The following is a 19307-nucleotide window of genomic DNA, read 5'->3' on the forward strand; positions in this document are numbered from 1 at the left end:
TTAAATTTAAATTCAAGCAAAAATTATAACAAAATAAGTTTTTAAAACGATTATGATACAGATAAGAAAATGCAATTTTATTGCAACTCACCCCTAGCAAGAGTGAGTTAGCAATAAATTGAAGGCAGTTCAAGCCTAAGCCTAGTATTACAAGACTACCAAGATAGGCTTGTAAAGCAAGGCTTGCTCCCTTTAAGGGAGCAAAAAACAATATTTTATAGAATGCTAAGCTTAAATTATTGTTTAAGCTGGATCAAGGTTTGAAGCATTTGATCACTGGTTGAAATGGTTTTTGAGTTTGCTTGATAACCCCTTTGGATAATGATAAGTTCTGTTAAAGAACGGCTCAAATCCACATTTGACATTTCAAGAGCTGAGGTTTTCATCTCACCACGACCACCTGTTCCTGCTTCACCTACTACAATATTACCACTATTTGCAGTAACTTTAAAAAGGTTTCCGCCGATTTCTTCAAGACCTGAGTTATTAGCCACTGAAGCCATAGCGATTTTTGCCACTGCAAAAGTTTTACCATTGGTAAATTCGCCTAAGATATTTCCTTTATCATCAACGCGAATTGCATCAGGTTTTAAGTTACCCGAAGTATAACCATCGGTTGCTTGTCCTGTTAGAGTTGAAGCAGAGTTTGAGCTTACAAGGCCGTCATTACTTCCGCTTGTTCCAAAGGAAAGTTTGATTTGTTGATTTGGCGCAGCACCATTGTTTGGTGAAAAGCTTATAGTTTTTGGTGTATAGCTAGCCAAAGATCCATCGTTGTTAAATCTTGCACTACCCACGATGATGTTCGTAGGACCTTCTCCTGTAGTGTTGATCTCTGCAGGTTCTGGCACACGGATGATCATTTGCCATTCATTACCCCCATCTTGAGTGGTACTTTGTTTTACAAACTGTACTTCAAGACTGTGTTTTGAACCTAAAGAATCATAGATATCAAGCGCGGCTGAAAAAGATGAAAGTTTAAGTTGTTCGCTTTCTTTGATCGATCCACCCGTTACTAAAGGACCATCCCAAGCTTTAAAGATAGCTGTAAAAGCATCGTTTGTGCTTACTGTGCCTTCTTTGTTAGAATAAGCAGTGATATTAAAACTCATATTTTTTGGTGTACCAGTCTCAATTTTACTATTTTGTGCTGTTGCTCCTGCTGGTATAGTTGAATTTTCTTTAGCATTTGAGATAGCAAAATGCCCTGTATCATTTACAACAACTTTTACAGCTTGGTTTACATCTCCACCTGTAGTAAATTTACCATCTCCATCATAGTCTACCCCATATCTAGCATCTCTTTGCAAAAGCTCTCTTAAATCTTCTGTGGTTCTAAACTGTCTTGCAGTAGTATTTAAAAGTCCACCTGTAAGAGCATCTCTATAGTTTTTAGAAGCAGGATCAGTAGGAGTTGCACCATCTCCAGCGTCAAAAGATGGACCTCCATCAGGATTTGTCATAGGTGGCAAATCCACAGGATTTGAACTATAAATATATTTATGCGCAGTAATAACTTGAGCTCTTTCAGTTGTACCATTAACAGCAGCACCATCTATCCAATTGGAATTCCCGTTTTTCTTTAAATTATCTGCTTTAAATTTATCCGTATCACCATCGTAAGTCAATTTATGTAATTCACCTGCTGTATTGGCTTGATTTACGGTTAAATCAATATTTTTCATATTGTCTGTAGTGCCATCAGCATTATCATTAACAAGTTCAAATCCTGTTCCATCAGACTTTTTAACCGCTTTTACTCCTGTTCCATCTCTAGTATCAGTTGGTGCAGTGAAAGTGTTGATATAAGCTATAGCATCATCAAGACTTTGTATGTCTGAATTTTGAATTTTAACTCCGTTTATAGTGATATCAAGAGTTACTTTATTATCTTTGTTACCCCAGAAAATCACACCACTTGGATCACCTTGAGTGGCTTTATTATTTTCGTCAAAAGCTGTTCCGGTTTTATTGATAGTATATTTTGCATCAGCATATGAAACCCAAATTCCCTGACCATCTCTTAAATTTAACCCTGTTCCACTGGCGTTAAAAAGCGATCCTGCATCCACACCTTTTTCGGTTACTTCAATCGAGTTTTTAGAAGTGGTATAAAACTGAGTCGTTCCTGTATCGTTTTCATCTTCAGCTTTGTTGGTTTTAGTATTGTAACCATGAACTGAGTCAAGACCATAAAGATTTCTACTTGAAGTTCCTATATTTAAACCACTATTTAAATTTGCTTTGATAGCTACTTCGGTTGATTTTGCTGCAGGGATATGCATGCCTGGATCGATAAAAATGTTTTGTGGAGTTCTTGAACTATCTATGGTTTGATCATTCCAGTTGATATTCCATCCTTGAACAATAAAACCTGAATTATTTACAAAGTTACCATAAGCATCAAGCTTAAAGTCTCCATCACGCGTAAGATAGTTTGTAAGACCACCATCATCACTCACCATGAAAAAACCATCACCATTGATAGCAACGTCAGTATTTTTATTTGTAGTTTGAACTGAACCTTGAGAGTGAATTCTTGTAGTAGAACTTACTGAAACGCCAAGACCGATTTGAAGTGGATTTTGTCCGCCTCTTCCATCAGTTGGAGTTGTAGCGATTTTTACTGTTTGGCTAAACATAGTTCCAAAATCTGCACGAGAGTATTTAAAACCATTGGTATTAACATTTGAAATGTTATTACCTTCAACATCCATCGCAACTTGATGTGCTTGTAGTCCGCTTACGCCAGACCAAAGTGATCTCATCATCTTAAATCCTTTATAAAATATTGCTTTAAAAATTTAACGCTTTGGCTTTAAAAAACTTTTGCGTTTATGTGAAGTTTTACAAGCAAGTTCTGTTCCAACTTTTGAAATTTTTTATGAATTTTTTAAAAATTTATAGAAAAAATTTAAAGGTATTTTAGGAGTTTATGGAGCTTTGGGCTTTTATGTAATGAAAATTACTAAATCACACCCTAACTCTTAAATTTGCCGCATGGGTTAAAGCCACTGCTATAGCATCTGTGATATCTAAAGGCTTGATATCTTTGCTAAGTCCTAAAAGTCTTTTTACCATAAAAGCAACTTGTTCTTTGGTTGCTTTGGCTTTTCCTGTGACGGCTTTTTTCACTTGTAAGGGAGTGTATTCTGCAAAGTCTCCATGAATTTGAAGAATTTTTAAAGATAGAGCTCCGCGAAATTGTGCGAGTTTTAAAACAGTTTTTGGATTGTAAGCAAAAAAGATATCTTCTATAGCCACCTCATCAAAAGAATGATTTTTAAAAATCAAATCCAAACCCTCGCAAAGCTCTGTGATTTGATACTGTAAAGCACTTGGCTTTATCTTTATAAGCCCTGCTTCTATGAGAATGTTTTTTCCTTTGCTGGCTTCTATGATAGCATAACCACAATTTCTCGAACCTGGATCTATACCTAAAATTTTCAAATTCATACCTTTTGAAAATAAAATACAAAAGCGGATTTTAACCTTTTTTTATGAAATTTAAGATAAAATTTATACATTATGCAAAATTTAAAGAGAGATTATGAATCCAAGCCAAATACTTGAAAATTTAAAAAAAGAATTAAGCGAAAACGAATACGAAAACTATCTATCAAATTTAAAATTCAACGAAAAGCAAAGCAAAGCAGATCTTTTGGTTTTTAATGCTCCAAATGAACTCATGGCTAAATTCATACAAACAAAGTACGGCAAAAAAATCGCACATTTTTATGAAGTGCAAAGCGGAAATAAAGCCATCATAAACATACAAGCACAAAGTACTAAACAAAGCAACAAAAGCACAAAAATCGACATAGCTCATATAAAGGCACAAAGCACGATTTTAAATCCTTCTTTTACTTTTGAAAGTTTTGTTGTGGGGGATTCTAACAAATACGCTTATGGAGCATGTAAAGCTATAATACATAAAGACAAACTTGGAAAACTTTATAATCCAATCTTTGTTTATGGGCCTACAGGACTTGGAAAAACACATTTACTTCAAGCAGTTGGAAATGCAAGCTTAGAAATGGGAAAAAAAGTCATTTACGCTACAAGTGAAAATTTTATCAATGATTTTACTTCAAATTTAAAAAATGGCTCTTTAGATAAATTTCATGAAAAGTATAGAAACTGCGATGTTTTGCTTATAGATGATGTGCAGTTTTTAGGAAAAACCGATAAAATTCAAGAAGAATTTTTCTTTATATTTAATGAAATCAAAAACAACGATGGACAAATCATCATGACTTCAGACAATCCACCCAACATGCTAAAAGGTATAACCGAACGCTTAAAAAGTCGTTTTGCACATGGGATCATAGCTGATATAACTCCACCTCAACTAGATACAAAAATAGCCATCATAAGAAAAAAATGTGAATTTAACGATATCAATCTTTCTAATGATATCATAAACTATATCGCTACTTCTTTAGGGGATAATATAAGAGAAATCGAAGGTATCATCATAAGTTTAAATGCTTATGCAACCATACTAGGACAAGAAATCACACTCGAACTTGCCAAAAGTGTGATGAAAGATCATATCAAAGAAAAGAAAGAAAATATCACCATAGATGATATTTTATCTTTAGTATGTAAAGAATTTAACATCAAACCAAGCGATGTGAAATCCAATAAAAAAACTCAAAATATAGTCACAGCAAGACGCATTGTGATTTACCTAGCTAGGACACTTACAGCTTTGACTATGCCACAACTTGCGAATTATTTTGAAATGAAAGATCATACAGCTATTTCACATAATGTTAAAAAAATCACAGAAATGATAGAAAATGATGCTTCTTTAAAAACAAAAATCGAAGAACTTAAAAACAAAATTCTTGTTAAAAGTCAAAGTTAAGTGAAAGGATGTGAAAAATAAATTCTAGAGTGTGAAAAAAAGAAATTAAGCAAAGTATGATAAAATACAAATTTGATTATTTTGCTTTGAAGAATTTCACAATTTCAACAAGCTTATTATTACAACGAATTTAAAATTAAAATAAACCAAGGAGAAAAAATGAAGTTCAGTATCAATAAAAATACTTTAGAATCTGCAGTGATTTTATGTAATGCTTATGTAGAAAAAAAAGATTCAAGCACCATTACTTCTCATCTTTTTTTTCATGTTGATGAAGATAAACTTCTTATTAGAGCTAGTGATTATGAAATAGGTATCAACTATAAGATAAAAAAAATCCGCGTAGAATCAAGTGGTTTTGCTACTGCAAATGCAAAAAGTATTACAGATGTTATTAAAAGCTTAAATAATGAAGAAGTTGTTTTAGAAACTATTGATAATTTCTTATTTATAAGACAAAAAAGCACAAAATATAAACTTCCTATGTTTAATCACGAAGATTTTCCAAATTTTCCAAATACAGAAGGAAAAAACCAATTTGACATTGACTCAAGTGACTTAAGTCGTTCTCTTAAAAAGATATTACCAAGTATTGATACAAACAATCCAAAATACTCCTTAAACGGTGCATTTTTAGATATAAAAACAGATAAAATTAACTTCGTAGGAACCGATACAAAACGCCTTGCAATCTATACTTTAGAAAAAGCAAATAATCAAGAATTTAGTTTTAGTATCCCTAAAAAAGCTATCATGGAAATGCAAAAACTTTTCTATGAAAAAATAGAAATTTTTTATGATCAAAATATGCTTATCGCTAAAAATGAAAACTTTGAATTCTTTACAAAACTTATTAACGATAAATTTCCAGATTATGAAAAAGTTATACCAAAAACTTTCAAACAAGAACTTAGCTTTTCAACTGAAGATTTTATAGATAGTCTTAAAAAAATCAGCGTTGTAACTGAAAAAATGAAACTTCATTTTAACAAAGATAAAATCATCTTTGAAGGTATAAGTTTAGACAATATGGAAGCAAAAACAGAGCTTGAAATTCAAACAGGAGTGAGTGAAGAATTTAATCTTACTATAAAGATCAAATATTTACTTGATTTCTTAACTTCTATAGAAGAAGAAAAATTCACTTTAAGTGTAAATGAACCTAATTCAGCATTTATAGTCAAATCCCAAGGACTATCAATGATTATCATGCCTATGATTTTGTAATAAAACAAGTAAAAGATAAAGGAAAAATATGCAAGAAAATTACGGTGCGAGTAATATTAAAGTCCTAAAAGGCCTAGAAGCTGTTAGAAAACGCCCAGGTATGTATATAGGAGATACAAATATAGGTGGACTTCATCATATGATTTATGAAGTTGTGGATAATTCTATCGATGAAGCTATGGCAGGACATTGTAATACTATAGATGTAGAAATCACTACTGAAGGAAGCTGTATAGTTAGTGATAATGGTCGTGGTATTCCTGTTGATATACACCCAACTGAAAATATGCCGACTCTAACTGTTGTTTTAACTGTCCTACATGCAGGGGGAAAATTCGATAAAGATACTTATAAAGTTTCAGGCGGTTTGCATGGTGTTGGGGTTTCGGTTGTAAATGCACTTTCTAAAAAACTTGTAGCTACAGTTGAAAGAAATGGAGAAATTTATCGTCAAGAATTTTCAGAAGGTAAAGTTATCAGTGAATTTGGTGTGATAGGAAAAAGTAAAAAGACAGGAACAACTATAGAATTTTGGCCTGATGATCAAATTTTTGAAGTGACTGAATTTGATTATGAAATTTTGGCTAAAAGATTTCGTGAACTTGCATACTTAAATCCAAAAATCACTATAAATTTTAAAGATAACCGCGTAGGCAAACATGAAAGTTTTCACTTTGAAGGTGGAATTTCTCAGTTTGTTACAGACTTAAATAAAAAAGAAGCTTTAACTAAAGCAATTTTCTTTAGCGTAGATGAAGAAGATGTGAATGTTGAAGTAGCTTTGCTTTACAATGATACTTATAGCGAAAATTTATTCTCTTTTGTAAATAATATCAAAACTCCAGATGGTGGAACACATGAAGCTGGTTTTAGAATGGGCTTAACTCGTGTGATAAGTAATTATATAGAAGCAAATGCAAGTGCTAGAGAAAAGGACAATAAAATCACAGGTGAAGATGTGCGTGAAGGTTTGATCGCTGTTGTAAGTGTAAAGGTGCCTGAACCACAATTTGAAGGACAAACCAAAGGAAAACTTGGTTCAACTTATGTGCGTCCTATAGTTTCAAAAGCAAGTTTTGAGTATTTGACTAAATATTTTGAAGAAAATCCTATCGAAGCTAAAGCTATAATGAACAAAGCCTTAATGGCAGCTAGAGGAAGAGAAGCAGCGAAAAAAGCTAGAGAATTAACGCGTAAAAAAGAAAGTTTAAGCGTAGGAACTTTACCAGGGAAATTAGCTGATTGTCAAAGTAAAGATCCAAGTGAAAGTGAAATTTATCTTGTGGAAGGGGATTCTGCAGGAGGTTCTGCAAAACAAGGTAGAGAAAGATCTTTCCAAGCTATATTGCCTTTGCGTGGTAAAATTTTAAATGTTGAAAAAGCAAGACTGGATAAAATTTTAAAATCTGAGCAAATTCAAAATATGATTACCGCTTTTGGCTGTGGTATAGGTGAAGATTTTGATCTTTCAAAACTAAGATATCATAAAATCATCATCATGACAGATGCGGATGTTGATGGATCACATATACAAACCTTGCTTTTAACTTTCTTCTTCCGTTTTATGAATGAACTTGTAACAAATGGACATATTTATTTAGCACAACCGCCTTTATATCTTTATAAAAAAGCTAAAAAGCAAATTTATTTAAAAGATGAAAAAGCTTTGAGCGAATACCTGATAGAAACGGGAATAGAAGGTTTAAATTATGAAGGTATAGGAATGAATGATTTAAAAGATTATTTAAAAATCGTTGCAGCTTATCGTGCGATTTTAAAAGATCTTGAAAAGCGTTTTAATGTGATTTCTGTGATACGTTATATGATAGAAAATTCAAATTTAGTTAAAGCAAATAATGAAGAATTATTTAGTGTAATCAAACAATTTTTAGAAACACAAGGACACAATATCTTAAATCATTATATCAACGAAAATGAAATTCGAGCTTTTGTTCAAACTCAAAATGGCCTAGAAGAACTTGTGATCAATGAAGAACTTTTCACTCATCCACTATATGAAGAAGCAAGTTATATTTTTGATAAGATTAAAGATAGAGGCTTGGAATTTGATAAAGATATTTTAGAAGTTCTTGAAGATGTTGAAACCAATGCTAAAAAAGGTGCTACTATACAACGCTATAAAGGTTTAGGAGAAATGAATCCTGAGCAACTTTGGGAAACCACAATGGATCCAAGCGTAAGAAGACTTTTAAAAATTACTATTGAAGATGCACAAAGTGCAAACGATACCTTTAATCTCTTTATGGGCGATGAGGTTGAACCAAGACGCGATTATATCCAAGCACATGCTAAAGATGTAAAACATTTGGATGTGTAAATTTATCATTGAAGAAATGATTTCTTCAATGAGTTTTGCTTTGTAAGAATATAGCTAGAGGAATTCTTCTTCTTGTATCGTATTTTTCTCCATAATATTTTTCAAGATAATTTAAAATTTTTTCTTCATCTTCAGGTTCTATTTCCCAAAGTCCTTCACTATCTTGCATCCATCTTATAGCTGCTAACCAAGCTTTTCTACTTGCGTGCATATTGGTAATGAGATTGGATCCATGACAAGCTAAGCAATTTGCTTCCACTAAAGGTGAATCAGGATCGATAATCAATCCTGTATCAGGGTTAATTTCAAGATTTTGAGCCCAACTTGCACTTAAAAACAATGCTAAGATCAATATAATTTTTTTCATTCTTAAACTCCATAAACATTAACTCTATGGCATGCATTATTGATATATCCTCCTGGATTCCACTGTGCTAAAACCATAGGTTGACTGTTACCTTGACTATCAATAGCTCTTGCCCAAATTTCATAATATCCTTTTGTCGGTATTGATATTTGAGCACTCCATTTTTGCCATGCTAATCTATTTAATGGTTTTTCTACTTTTGCTTTGGTCCATGTTACGCCATAATCATTGCTTACATAAACTTCACTAACTTCAAGTTCGCCAGCCCAAGCTTTACCTCTAACTTCAAATTTTTTATTTGCTTTTATTTCAGAACCATTTTTGATATTAGTGATTACAGATCTTACAGGCATTGATTCTATGATTTTCATCTCGCCTTTATAGTTAAAATCTCCTGGTTTTACTGGATTTACAGGAACTTTATAAGAACCTTCCATTTTTTCACCATCATGAATTTTATTTCTTACTGAAATTTTATAAAGCCATTTACCGCTTGTACTTGCAGGGTAACCACCACAAACAAGTCTAAGTGGATAGCCATTAACTAAAGGAATATCTTTGCCTTCATAAGCCCAAGCTATTAGAGTTTCATCTTGTAAAGCTTTAGAAATAGGAACCCCTCTACTAATAGGTGAAGTTTCTTCACCATTTAATTTTGTATCTATACCATAATATCCAATATACACCGCATCATTTTTGATGCCACAATCTTTTAAAATATCTTTTAAACGCACTCCTGTCCATCTACCACAAGCTACTGCACCATAACCCCATTGAGTTCCTTTTGTGCTAGGTATAACTTCGGATCTACCATTTCCACCGCATTCAACTGTTAAGGCATAAGTATAGGTTTTAAATTTCTTTTTTAAATCTTCTATGGTGTAAGATTTTTTATTGATAATGCTTTCTCCATCGATTTCTAAAGTCCAACCTTTATGAAGTCTTTCTTTTATCGTTTCTAGGCTTGGTGGTAAGCCATTATTTCTAACAAAGAAATTTTCAGGTTTTGTAAAATCAGAATCAAGAGCATAAATTTCAGTTTCTGCTGTTAATGGTTTTTCACCATGATAGATAAGATCTTTTTTACCTTCTATTTTAAAATCAGGCAATTCTTTTGCCAAAGCCTTACTTCCTAAAAAATTCTCAAAAGAAAAATTTGACAATACACTAATGCCAAATAAACCAAGTCCTATATTTTTTAGAAAGTCTCTACGATTTTCTTTTTGATCGTTTTGTTTCATTGAAATATCCTTAAATATTTATATAATCTTTTATTTTATTATAAATTTTAAAAATTTAAATAATTGATTATATTAATCTTTTTGATTAAAAAAATTAATTATTTTTATAATTTTGCATATTAAAATAAAATCATTATATGTTCGAGTTTTATTACATTTTAACTAAGTTTTTTCTACAATTAAATTTTTAAAATTATTTAAGGAATGATTTTGACTTTACTTACTAATCCTATCATTATCAGTGTTGTTTTGATGACTTTACTTTGTTTGTTTCGTTTTAATGTGCTTTTGAGTCTTTTGATCTCAGCTCTTGTTGCAGGTGTATTTTCTCATCTTGAACTCGTAGATACTATGAATATACTTATAAGCGGAATGAAAGAAAATTTAAAAACAGCTCTTAGCTATATACTCTTAGGGGCCATTGCCGCGGCGATTTCAAAGACAAATTTAACTGCATATTTGATTAAGATAGTAAGTCATTTTATATCCCATAAAAAATATTTATTGCTTTTGTCTATAGCTTTGATTTCTTGTTTTTCTCAAAATTTAATTCCTATTCATGTGGCTTTTATACCTTTGTTAATTCCACCTCTTTTAAGTCTTTTTAATAAACTTAAAATCGATCGTAGAGCGGTTGCTTGTGCTTTAACTTTTGGACTTACTACGCCTTATATGGTTTTGCCAGTAGGCTTTGGACTTACTTTTCAAGATCTTTTAAAAGATAATTTAAATGCAAATAATGTAAGTGTATCTTTAAATGATGTTACAAATACTATGTATTTTGCTGCTATTTGTATGATAGCAGGACTTTTTCTAGCGCTTTTTGTGTTTTATCGTAAGCCAAGAGAGTATCAAGAAGTAGAAATTGCTAAAGTGGATTTAGAAAATCTTGAAATGACTCGTAAGGAATGGGGCGTTTTAGCTGGGCTTGTTTTAACTTTAATTTTGCAAATTTTGACTATGAATTTACCTTTATCAGGGCTTTTGGGTTTTGTTTTAATGGTTATTTTGGGTGGAGTTGAATTTTCAAAAGTCAATGAAGTTTTTGATGATGGGCTTAAAATGATGGGTTTTATAGCTTTTGTTATCCTTGTTGCTGCAGGATATGGAGAAGTTTTAAAAGAAAGTGGATCAGTAATAGATCTTGTAAATTCAGTCGTTCCTTGGATGGAGCAAAGTAAATTTTTAGCAGTATTTTTCATGCTTTTAATAGGACTTATCATCACTATGGGTATAGGTACTTCTTTTGGAACTATACCTATCATAGCTACGCTTTTTTGTCCTATTTGTTTGGAACTTGGTTTTAGTACAGCACTTATTATATTTATCTTAGGAGTAGCAGGAGCTTTAGGAGATGCAGGAAGTCCAGCCAGTGAAACAACCATGGGAACTACTGTAGGATTAAATGCTGATAAACAACACGATCATATTAAAGATACTTGCATACCAACTTTTATTTTCTATAATGGCCCATTATTGATTTTAGGTAGTATTATCGCCATGTTTTTATAATTTTTGCAAATCTATTAAAATATTTTTTAATTTATTTATTTTTAAGATAAAAATTATATCGATTTTAGAAAAATGTATGCTATAATCCTTATAAAGCTAACAAAATTTAAATCAGTCTTATAAGGAGAGCAAAATGGATTTAGAAAATATCCTAGAAAATAATCAAAGCATAGGTTTATATCACCCAAAGAACGAACACGATGCCTGTGGTATTGCTGCAGTTGCTAATATACGCGGTATTGCTTCTTATAAGGTTATTTGTGATGCTTTAGAAATTTTGATGAATCTTGAGCACCGAGGTGGTGCAGGAGCTGAAGAAAATTCAGGTGATGGGGCGGGGATTTTGATTCAAATTCCACATGATTTTTTTAAAACTCAAGAATTGGGTTTTGAACTTCCTAAAAAGGGTGATTATGCTGTAGCACAGATGTTTTTATCACCCAATACTGATGCAAAAGAAGAAGCAAAAGAGATATTTTTACAAGGTTTAAAGGATAAAAAACTTGAATTTTTAGGTTTTAGAGAAGTGCCTTTTAATCCTAGTGATATAGGTGCAAGTGCTTTAAAAGCTATGCCTTATTTTTTACAAGCCTTTGTGAAAAAACCAAGTAAAATAAGTGCAGGACTTGAGTTTGAAAGAGTGCTTTATAGTACGCGTCGACTTATAGAAAAAAGAGCTATTAATGTGCCAAAATTTTATTTTTCAAGTTTTTCTTCACGTACCATAGTTTATAAAGGAATGCTTCTTTCAACTCAATTGAGCGATTTTTATCTTGATTTTAAAGATGTCAATATGAAATCAGCCATTGCTTTGGTGCATTCTCGCTTTTCGACTAATACTTTCCCAAGTTGGGAAAGAGCCCATCCAAACCGTTATATGGTGCACAATGGAGAGATTAATACCATACGCGGAAATGTTGATAGCATAAGAGCTAGAGAAGGCTTGATGCAAAGTGAGTATTTTGAAAATTTAGATGAAATTTTTCCCATCATAGCTAAACCTAGCAGTGATTCTGCAATGTTTGATAATACTTTAGAATTTTTAGCTCTAAATGGTCGCACTTTAGAAGAAGCTTTTATGATGATGGTGCCAGAACCTTGGCATAAAAATGAAAATATGGAAAGCAAAAAGCGTGCTTTTTATGAATATCATTCTTTATTGATGGAGCCTTGGGATGGGCCTGCTGCTATAGTTTTTACTGATGGAGTGATTATGGGGGCGAGTTTGGATAGAAATGGTTTTCGTCCTTCAAGGTATTATCTTACAAAAGATGATATGCTCATACTTTCAAGTGAAACAGGGGCTTTAAAGTTAGATGAAAAAAATATTAAAGCCAAAAAACGCTTAGAACCTGGAAAACTTTTACTCGTTGATACAGCAAGAGGTAGGGTTATAGCTGATAATGAAATCAAAGAGCATTATGCTAATGCTAAGCCTTATAAAAAATGGCTTAAAAATTTAGTTGAACTTGAAAAACAAAAAAGCGGAGTTTATAAACATCAGTTTTTAAAAGAAGATGAGGTTTTAAAACTTCAAAAAGCTTTTGGTTGGAGTTATGATGAGCTTAAAATGAGTGTGGCTGCTATGGCTCAAAATGGTAAAGAAGCTATAGCAGCTATGGGTGTAGATACTCCTTTGGCTATACTTTCTAAAACTTATCAACCTTTGTATAATTATTTTAAACAACTTTTTGCACAAGTAACTAATCCTCCTCTTGATGCTATAAGAGAAGAGATCGTTACTTCTACAAGGATTTATCTAGGAAGTGAAGGCAATTTATTAAAACCGGATGAAAACAATGCAAAACGCGTAAAAATAGCCCTGCCTGTGATAAGCAATGAAGAACTTTTTGAAGTTAAGGCTTTAAATAAATTTCAAGTTAAAGAATTTTCTATACTTTATGATTATTCTAAAAAAACTTTAGAAAAGGCTTTAGATGAACTTTGCGTTAAGATAGAAGATGAGGTTAAAAAAGGTGTTTCTATTATCATTTTAAGTGATAAAGGAGTGGATGAAAAAAACGCTTATATCCCCGCTTTGCTTGCTGTTTCTGGAGTGCATAATCATCTAGTAAGAAAAAATTTAAGAACACACACAAGTCTTATTATCGAAAGTGGTGAACCTAGAGAAATTCATCATTTTGCATGTCTTTTAGGTTATGGTGCGACTGTTATTAATCCTTATTTGGTTTATGAGAGCATACAAAAACTTATTGTCAATAAAGATTTAAATTTAAGTTATGAAAAGGCGGTAGAAAATTTCATCAAGGCAAGTTCAAGTGGCATAGTCAAAATTGCTTCTAAAATGGGAGTTTCTACCTTGCAAAGTTATAATGGCTCTGCACTTTTTGAATGTTTGGGCTTAAGCTCTAAGGTGATTGATAAATACTTCACTTCTACAACTTCACGCATTGAAGGTATGGATTTAGAAGATTTTGAAAAAGAACTCATTGCTTTACACAAACATGCTTTTAACGATACACATAAGGCTTTAGATTCTAAAGGAATTCATGGTTTTAGAAGTGCTAAAGAAGAACATTTAATCGATCCGCTTGTGATTTTTAATCTTCAGCAAGCCTGTCGTAACAAAGACTATGAAAGCTTTAAAAAATACTCGGCTTTAGTAGATGAAAAACAAGTTAATTTGCGTTCTTTGATGGAATTTGATTTTAGTGAAGCTATCAGTATAGATAAGGTTGAAAGTGTAGAAAGTATAGTTAAACGCTTTAGAACAGGGGCGATGAGTTATGGTTCTATTTCTAAAGAAGCACACGAGTGTTTAGCACAAGCTATGAATAAAATAGGTGCTAAATCAAATTCAGGTGAAGGTGGCGAGGATGAAGAACGCTATGAAATCAAAGAGGGTGTGGATAAAAACTCAGCCATTAAGCAAGTAGCAAGTGGGCGTTTTGGCGTGGATTTAAACTACTTAAGTCATGCAAAAGAAATTCAAATCAAAGTCGCTCAAGGCGCAAAACCAGGTGAAGGCGGACAATTAATGGGCTTTAAAGTCTATCCTTGGATAGCCAAAGCTAGACATTCTACTGCAGGTGTGACGCTTATTTCCCCACCTCCTCATCATGATATTTATTCTATAGAAGATTTAGCTCAACTTATTTATGACCTAAAAAATGCTAACAAAGACGCTAAAATTTCAGTAAAACTTGTAAGCGAAAATGGCATAGGAACGGTTGCTGCAGGTGTGGCTAAGGCAGGAGCGAATTTAATCCTTGTTTCAGGTTATGATGGAGGTACGGGTGCAAGTCCTAGAACTTCTATACCGCATGCAGGAATTCCTTGGGAGTTAGGTTTGGCTGAAACACATCAAACTTTGATTTTAAACAAGCTTAGAGATAGGGTAAGATTAGAAACTGATGGAAAGCTTATGAATGGGCGTGATTTAGCCATAGCAGCACTTTTAGGAGCTGAAGAATTTGGTTTTGCAACCGCGCCTTTGATTGTTTTAGGTTGTACGATGATGAGAGTTTGTCATCTAAATACCTGTCCTTTTGGTATAGCTACTCAAGATACAGAACTTAGAGATCGTTTCAAGGGCAAAGTGGATGATGTGATTAATTTCATGTATTTTATAGCCCAGGAGCTTAGAGAATACATGGCAAGGCTTGGTTTTGAACGCCTAGATGATATGATAGGTCGTGTGGATAAACTCCGTCAAAAAAGTGTGCAAGGTAAAGCAGGAAAGCTAAATTTGGATAAAATTTTAAAATCCTTGCCTACTTATAATAGAACCGCTGTGCATTTTAAAGACTATAAAGACAATAAACTTGAAAAAACGATTGATTATAGAATTTTACTTCCGCTTTGTAAAAATGCTGTGGAGAAAAAAGAGCCTATCAAACTTTCTTTAGAAGTAGGAAATCAAAGTCGTACTTTTGCAACTATGCTTTCAAGTGAAATTTTAAAAACTTATGGAAAAGATGCTTTAGATGAAGATAGTATCCATATCAAAGCTATAGGCAATGCAGGCAATAGTTTTGGAGCATTTTTGTTAAAGGGCATTAAACTTGAGATTATAGGCGATAGCAATGATTATTTAGGCAAGGGTTTAAGCGGGGGAAAAATCATAGCAAAAATTTCAAATGAAGCGACTTTTTCACCTGAAGAAAATATCATCGCAGGAAATGCTTGTTTATACGGAGCTACAAAAGGTGAAGTGTATTTAGATGGTATAGCAGGGGAAAGATTTTGTGTAAGAAATTCAGGAGCTTTAGCTGTGGTTTTAGGAACAGGCGTGCATGGTTGTGAATATATGACAGGTGGGCAAGTTGTAGTGCTTGGCGATGTGGGTGCGAATTTCGCTGCTGGTATGAGTGGGGGCGTTGTTTATATCTTTGGAAGACACAATGAAGCGCATGTAAATACCGAGCTTGTAGACATTAAAGATCTTAATGCTAAGGATGAAAAAGAATTAAAAGCCGTGATGGAAAAACATATCGCTTATACAGATTCTAAAAAGGCTAAAGATATCTTAGAAAAATTTGATAAAAAAGACTTTTTTAAAGTCATGCCAAGAGATTATGAAAAGATGTTAAAAATGCTTGATCTTTGTAAAAATGAAAAAGATCCGAACTTAGCAGCATTTTTGAAAATCACACAAAAATAAGGAGTAAAAAATGGGAAATGCAAGAGGTTTTTTAGACTTTAAAAGAATGGATTTTAAAAAAATTGCTCCCAAGGAAAGGGTTTTAAATTTCAAAGAATTTACTATACCTTTGGATAAAAAAGAACAAGAAATTCAGGGCGGACGATGTATGGATTGTGGTGTGGCCTTTTGTCATACGGGCGTGATGAGCGAAGGAAAAGATATAGGCTGTCCTTTAAACAATCTCATTCCTGAATGGAACGATCTTATTTATCATTCTTTATGGAAAGAAGCTTATGAAAGACTTGATCTTACCAATCCTTTTCCTGAATTTACCGGTCGTGTTTGCCCTGCTCCTTGTGAAGATTCTTGTGTGTGTGCGATAAATGGTGTAAGCGTGAGCATCAAAAATAATGAATTATCCATTATAGAAAATGCTTTTAAGGAAAATTTAGTAAGAGTAAATAAACCTAAGCAATACAATGGCAAAAAAATCGCTATCATAGGAAGTGGACCCGCTGGACTTGCTTGTGCTAATACTTTAAATTCACTAGGTTATAAAGTAAGTGTTTTTGAAAGAAGCGATAAAATAGGCGGACTTTTGATGTATGGCATCCCTGATATGAAGCTTGATAAAAGTATAGTTCAAAGACGGGTGGATTTGCTTAAAAAAAGCGGGATTGAATTTAAAGTGAATGAAAATATAGACAGCAAAGATAAGGTTTCAAAACTTCTAAAAGAATTTGATGCTTTGGTGCTTTGTACAGGAGCAAGTAAGCCTATAGATCTTGATATAGAAGGTAGAAAGCTAAAAGGGGTTGAATTTGCCCTTGATTTTTTAACGCAAAATACCAAAACTTTGTTAAAAACAGGCAAGGGTGCAGATACGGCCAAAGGTAAAAATGTCTTGGTTATAGGAAGCGGGGATACAAGTATTGATTGTATCGCTGTAGCGACAAGACAAGGGGCTAAATCTATAGTGCGTTTTGAAAGAAGTCCAAAAAGACCTTTGCAAAGAAGCCAAAACAATCCTTGGCCTTTAAAAGCTGACATTTTTACTACTGATTATGGTTTAGAAGAAGCCATTGCTGTATATGGCAAAGATCCTAGGGAATATCAAAAAATGACAAAGAAATTTTTAGGAAAAACTCATGTAGAAGGTGTTGAAGCAAATGATTTAAAACGCGAGTTTAAAGAAGGCAAAGCTATCAATGTTGAAATTCCAAATTCTAAAAAAACTTATAAAGCGGATTTAGTGCTTTTAGCTATGGGTTTTAGCGGGTGCGAAGAAGCTATCGCTAAAAATTTTGGAGTGAAATTAGATGAGAAAAACAACATAAGCACAGAAAAATTCCAAACCACTCATAAAAAAATCTTTGCTTGTGGAGATGCTAGAAAAGGACAATCTTTAGTTGTTTGGGCTATAAAAGATGGTATAGAATGTGCTTTGAGTTTGCATCAAAATTTAGCAAAATAATCATAAAAGTTTAAAACTTTTTCGGTGGAGTTTGCAAATTCCAAATTTAGCTATAAGTTCTTTATGAGCTTTTGTGCCATAGGCTTTGTTTTTTTCAAATTTATAATAAGGAAAGTCTTTAGCTAAGAAATTCATCACCCTATCTTTACTAACTTTTGCAAGTATGCTAGCTGCACTTACTTGCAAAATGCTAGCATCGGCTTTGATTTGTGTTTTTATCCCGTTTATACCTAGATTGGTGTTTCCATCATATAAGAAGTTATTTTCTGTTTTAAAGTGCTTTTTTATAAGCTTTAAGCCTGTTTTTAAACAAGTGCTTAAGCCTAGTGCGTCGATTTGTTCTGAAGAAAAAGCAAGTATGAGATAATTTGAATTTTTGATGATGATTTCATAAAGTTCTTCGCGTTTTTTTTCGCTTAGTTTTTTAGAATCGCACAACCCATCAAGTTTTTTGTTCAGTTTGCAAGCTGCCATCATCATAGGACCTGCCAAAGCACCACGTCCTGCTTCATCAATACCAATTAAATTTATGTCAAATTCGTTTAAAAGTTCTTTTGTGTCAAATAAAGTTTTCAAATTTTTCTAAAAAGAAGGGCAAAAATGCCCTTTTATTCTACTATGATATCATTTTTGATTTTTTCAAAAAGCTTATCACCTATGCCTTTAACTTTTTTAAGATCATCAATACTTGTAAAATTTGCTTCTTTGCGGTATTCTAAAATTGCTTTAGCCTTAGCTTCGCCAATACCATTTAAACTTTTTAATTCTTTTAGCGTTGCAGTGTTGATATTTACAGCACCAAAGAGAAAAGCCGTTAAAGCAAAAAATAAAAATAGTAATTTTTTCATTTTATTATCCTTTTATTAAAAAATAATTGTAATATTATCTTAAAAAGGATAAGAATTTCTTAACTTAACCCAAAAATTCGCGTTTAAAATACTCTTTTGGTGCTTTACATAAAGGACAGGCTGCTGGAGCTTTTTTACCACGATGTATATGTCCGCATACTTCACAAACCCATAATTCTTCTACTTCGCTATTAAAAAATTCTTCTTCTTCAAGCATTTTTTTAAGCGCTAGATATTCTCTTTCGTGTTCGATTTCTACTTTGCCAATAGCTGTAAATAATCTCGCTATAGCCTTTTTGCCTTCATCTTCAGCAATTTTTGCAAAATTTGGATACATAGTTGTGTGCTCATAGTTTTCACCTTCTGCAGCACTTACTAGATTTTTTGTAGTTACCTCTAAAGGTTTGCCATCAACGATTTCATGATAAGCTTTAAATTCTGCTCTTGCATGCCATTTTTCATTTTCAGCTGCTTCTCTAAAATGTCTAGCAACCGCGTGCCAACCTTCTTCTTCAGCTACATCAGCAAACAAATCGTATTTGTTTCTTGCCATAGATTCGCCTGCAAAAGCTTTCATCAAATTTACTGCAGTTAAATCTGTAGTGATACATTTCATTTCTTCACCACAACAACTAAGTTTACCACCGCCTACATTTTGAACTTCTACTTCATTGCCACATTTTTGGCATTTATAGGTTTCATATTGTCTCATTTTGACTCCTTTTTGATTATCAAAAAGCATTGTATTATAAAAAAATATTTTTGTCAATTAATAATTTTTATCATTTATGAAAATGTATATCAAAATAAATTTCACAAAA

Annotated in this window: 13 protein-coding genes; 6 read left to right on the forward strand and 7 right to left on the reverse strand. The window is 32.7% G+C overall.

Features of this window, described 5'->3' with window-relative positions; genetic code table 11:
* Positions 1–236 precede the first annotated feature (236 nt).
* Both flgE and ruvC read right to left on the reverse strand, forming a co-directional pair.
* On the reverse strand, positions 237–2771 hold the full coding sequence (flgE, locus tag ELQ12_RS07230) for a flagellar hook protein FlgE (RefSeq protein ID WP_134264673.1): 2535 nt from the start codon (positions 2769–2771) through the stop codon (positions 237–239).
* Positions 2772–2973: 202 nt separating this feature from the next.
* A complete protein-coding gene (ruvC, locus tag ELQ12_RS07235) occupies positions 2974–3456 on the reverse strand; it encodes a crossover junction endodeoxyribonuclease RuvC (protein ID WP_083265154.1) in 483 nt (160 codons plus the stop codon).
* A gap of 94 nt (positions 3457–3550) precedes the next feature.
* On the opposite strand from ruvC, the gene dnaA reads away from it, so the two are divergent.
* From dnaA to gyrB, 3 genes are all read left to right on the forward strand, one after another.
* Positions 3551–4873 (forward strand): chromosomal replication initiator protein DnaA, encoded by a 1323-nt coding sequence (gene dnaA / locus ELQ12_RS07240; RefSeq protein ID WP_126229064.1) that lies wholly within the window; start codon positions 3551–3553, stop codon positions 4871–4873.
* A gap of 159 nt (positions 4874–5032) precedes the next feature.
* A complete protein-coding gene (dnaN, locus tag ELQ12_RS07245; RefSeq protein WP_002870441.1) occupies positions 5033–6100 on the forward strand; it encodes a DNA polymerase III subunit beta in 1068 nt (355 codons plus the stop codon).
* 28 nt (positions 6101–6128) lie between these two features.
* Complete coding sequence (gene gyrB, locus ELQ12_RS07250) at positions 6129–8438, forward strand: DNA topoisomerase (ATP-hydrolyzing) subunit B (protein ID WP_126214476.1); 2310 nt, start codon at positions 6129–6131, stop codon at positions 8436–8438.
* 25 nt (positions 8439–8463) lie between these two features.
* On the opposite strand, the gene ELQ12_RS07255 is transcribed toward gyrB, so the two are convergent.
* The gene (locus ELQ12_RS07255; protein WP_070274248.1) at positions 8464–8805 is read right to left on the reverse strand and encodes a monoheme cytochrome C; all 342 of its coding nucleotides are present in this window, start codon (positions 8803–8805) and stop codon (positions 8464–8466) included.
* A gap of 2 nt (positions 8806–8807) precedes the next feature.
* Positions 8808–10046, reverse strand: coding sequence for a sulfite oxidase (locus ELQ12_RS07260; RefSeq protein WP_044778576.1), 1239 nt, complete (start codon positions 10044–10046; stop codon positions 8808–8810).
* A gap of 204 nt (positions 10047–10250) precedes the next feature.
* Here ELQ12_RS07260 and ELQ12_RS07265 point away from each other — a divergent pair, with 204 nt between their 5' ends.
* From ELQ12_RS07265 to ELQ12_RS07275, 3 genes are all read left to right on the forward strand, one after another.
* Positions 10251–11558 (forward strand): Na+/H+ antiporter family protein, encoded by a 1308-nt coding sequence (locus ELQ12_RS07265; protein WP_070243337.1) that lies wholly within the window; start codon positions 10251–10253, stop codon positions 11556–11558.
* Positions 11559–11691: 133 nt separating this feature from the next.
* On the forward strand, positions 11692–16182 hold the full coding sequence (gltB, locus tag ELQ12_RS07270) for a glutamate synthase large subunit (protein WP_134264674.1): 4491 nt from the start codon (positions 11692–11694) through the stop codon (positions 16180–16182).
* 10 nt (positions 16183–16192) lie between these two features.
* Positions 16193–17638 carry a glutamate synthase subunit beta gene (locus tag ELQ12_RS07275; protein WP_134264675.1) on the forward strand — a complete coding sequence of 482 codons (1446 nt, stop codon included), beginning with the start codon at positions 16193–16195 and terminating at the stop codon, positions 17636–17638.
* On the opposite strand, the gene ELQ12_RS07280 is transcribed toward ELQ12_RS07275, so the two are convergent.
* The 3 genes from ELQ12_RS07280 to ELQ12_RS07290 all read right to left on the reverse strand — a co-directional run bounded on the left by ELQ12_RS07280 (position 17639) and on the right by ELQ12_RS07290 (position 19198).
* The gene (locus ELQ12_RS07280; protein ID WP_070243334.1) at positions 17639–18214 is read right to left on the reverse strand and encodes a ribonuclease HII; all 576 of its coding nucleotides are present in this window, start codon (positions 18212–18214) and stop codon (positions 17639–17641) included.
* A 32-nt stretch (positions 18215–18246) separates the two neighbouring features.
* Positions 18247–18486, reverse strand: coding sequence for a ComEA family DNA-binding protein (locus ELQ12_RS07285; protein ID WP_044778569.1), 240 nt, complete (start codon positions 18484–18486; stop codon positions 18247–18249).
* 64 nt (positions 18487–18550) lie between these two features.
* Positions 18551–19198 carry a ferritin family protein gene (locus ELQ12_RS07290; RefSeq protein WP_002855562.1) on the reverse strand — a complete coding sequence of 216 codons (648 nt, stop codon included), beginning with the start codon at positions 19196–19198 and terminating at the stop codon, positions 18551–18553.
* Between the last annotated feature and the right edge of the window lie 109 nt (positions 19199–19307).

Origin of the sequence: Campylobacter sp. US25a, assembly GCF_004379075.1 — a bacterium.
Lineage (GTDB): Bacteria > Campylobacterota > Campylobacteria > Campylobacterales > Campylobacteraceae > Campylobacter_D > Campylobacter_D jejuni.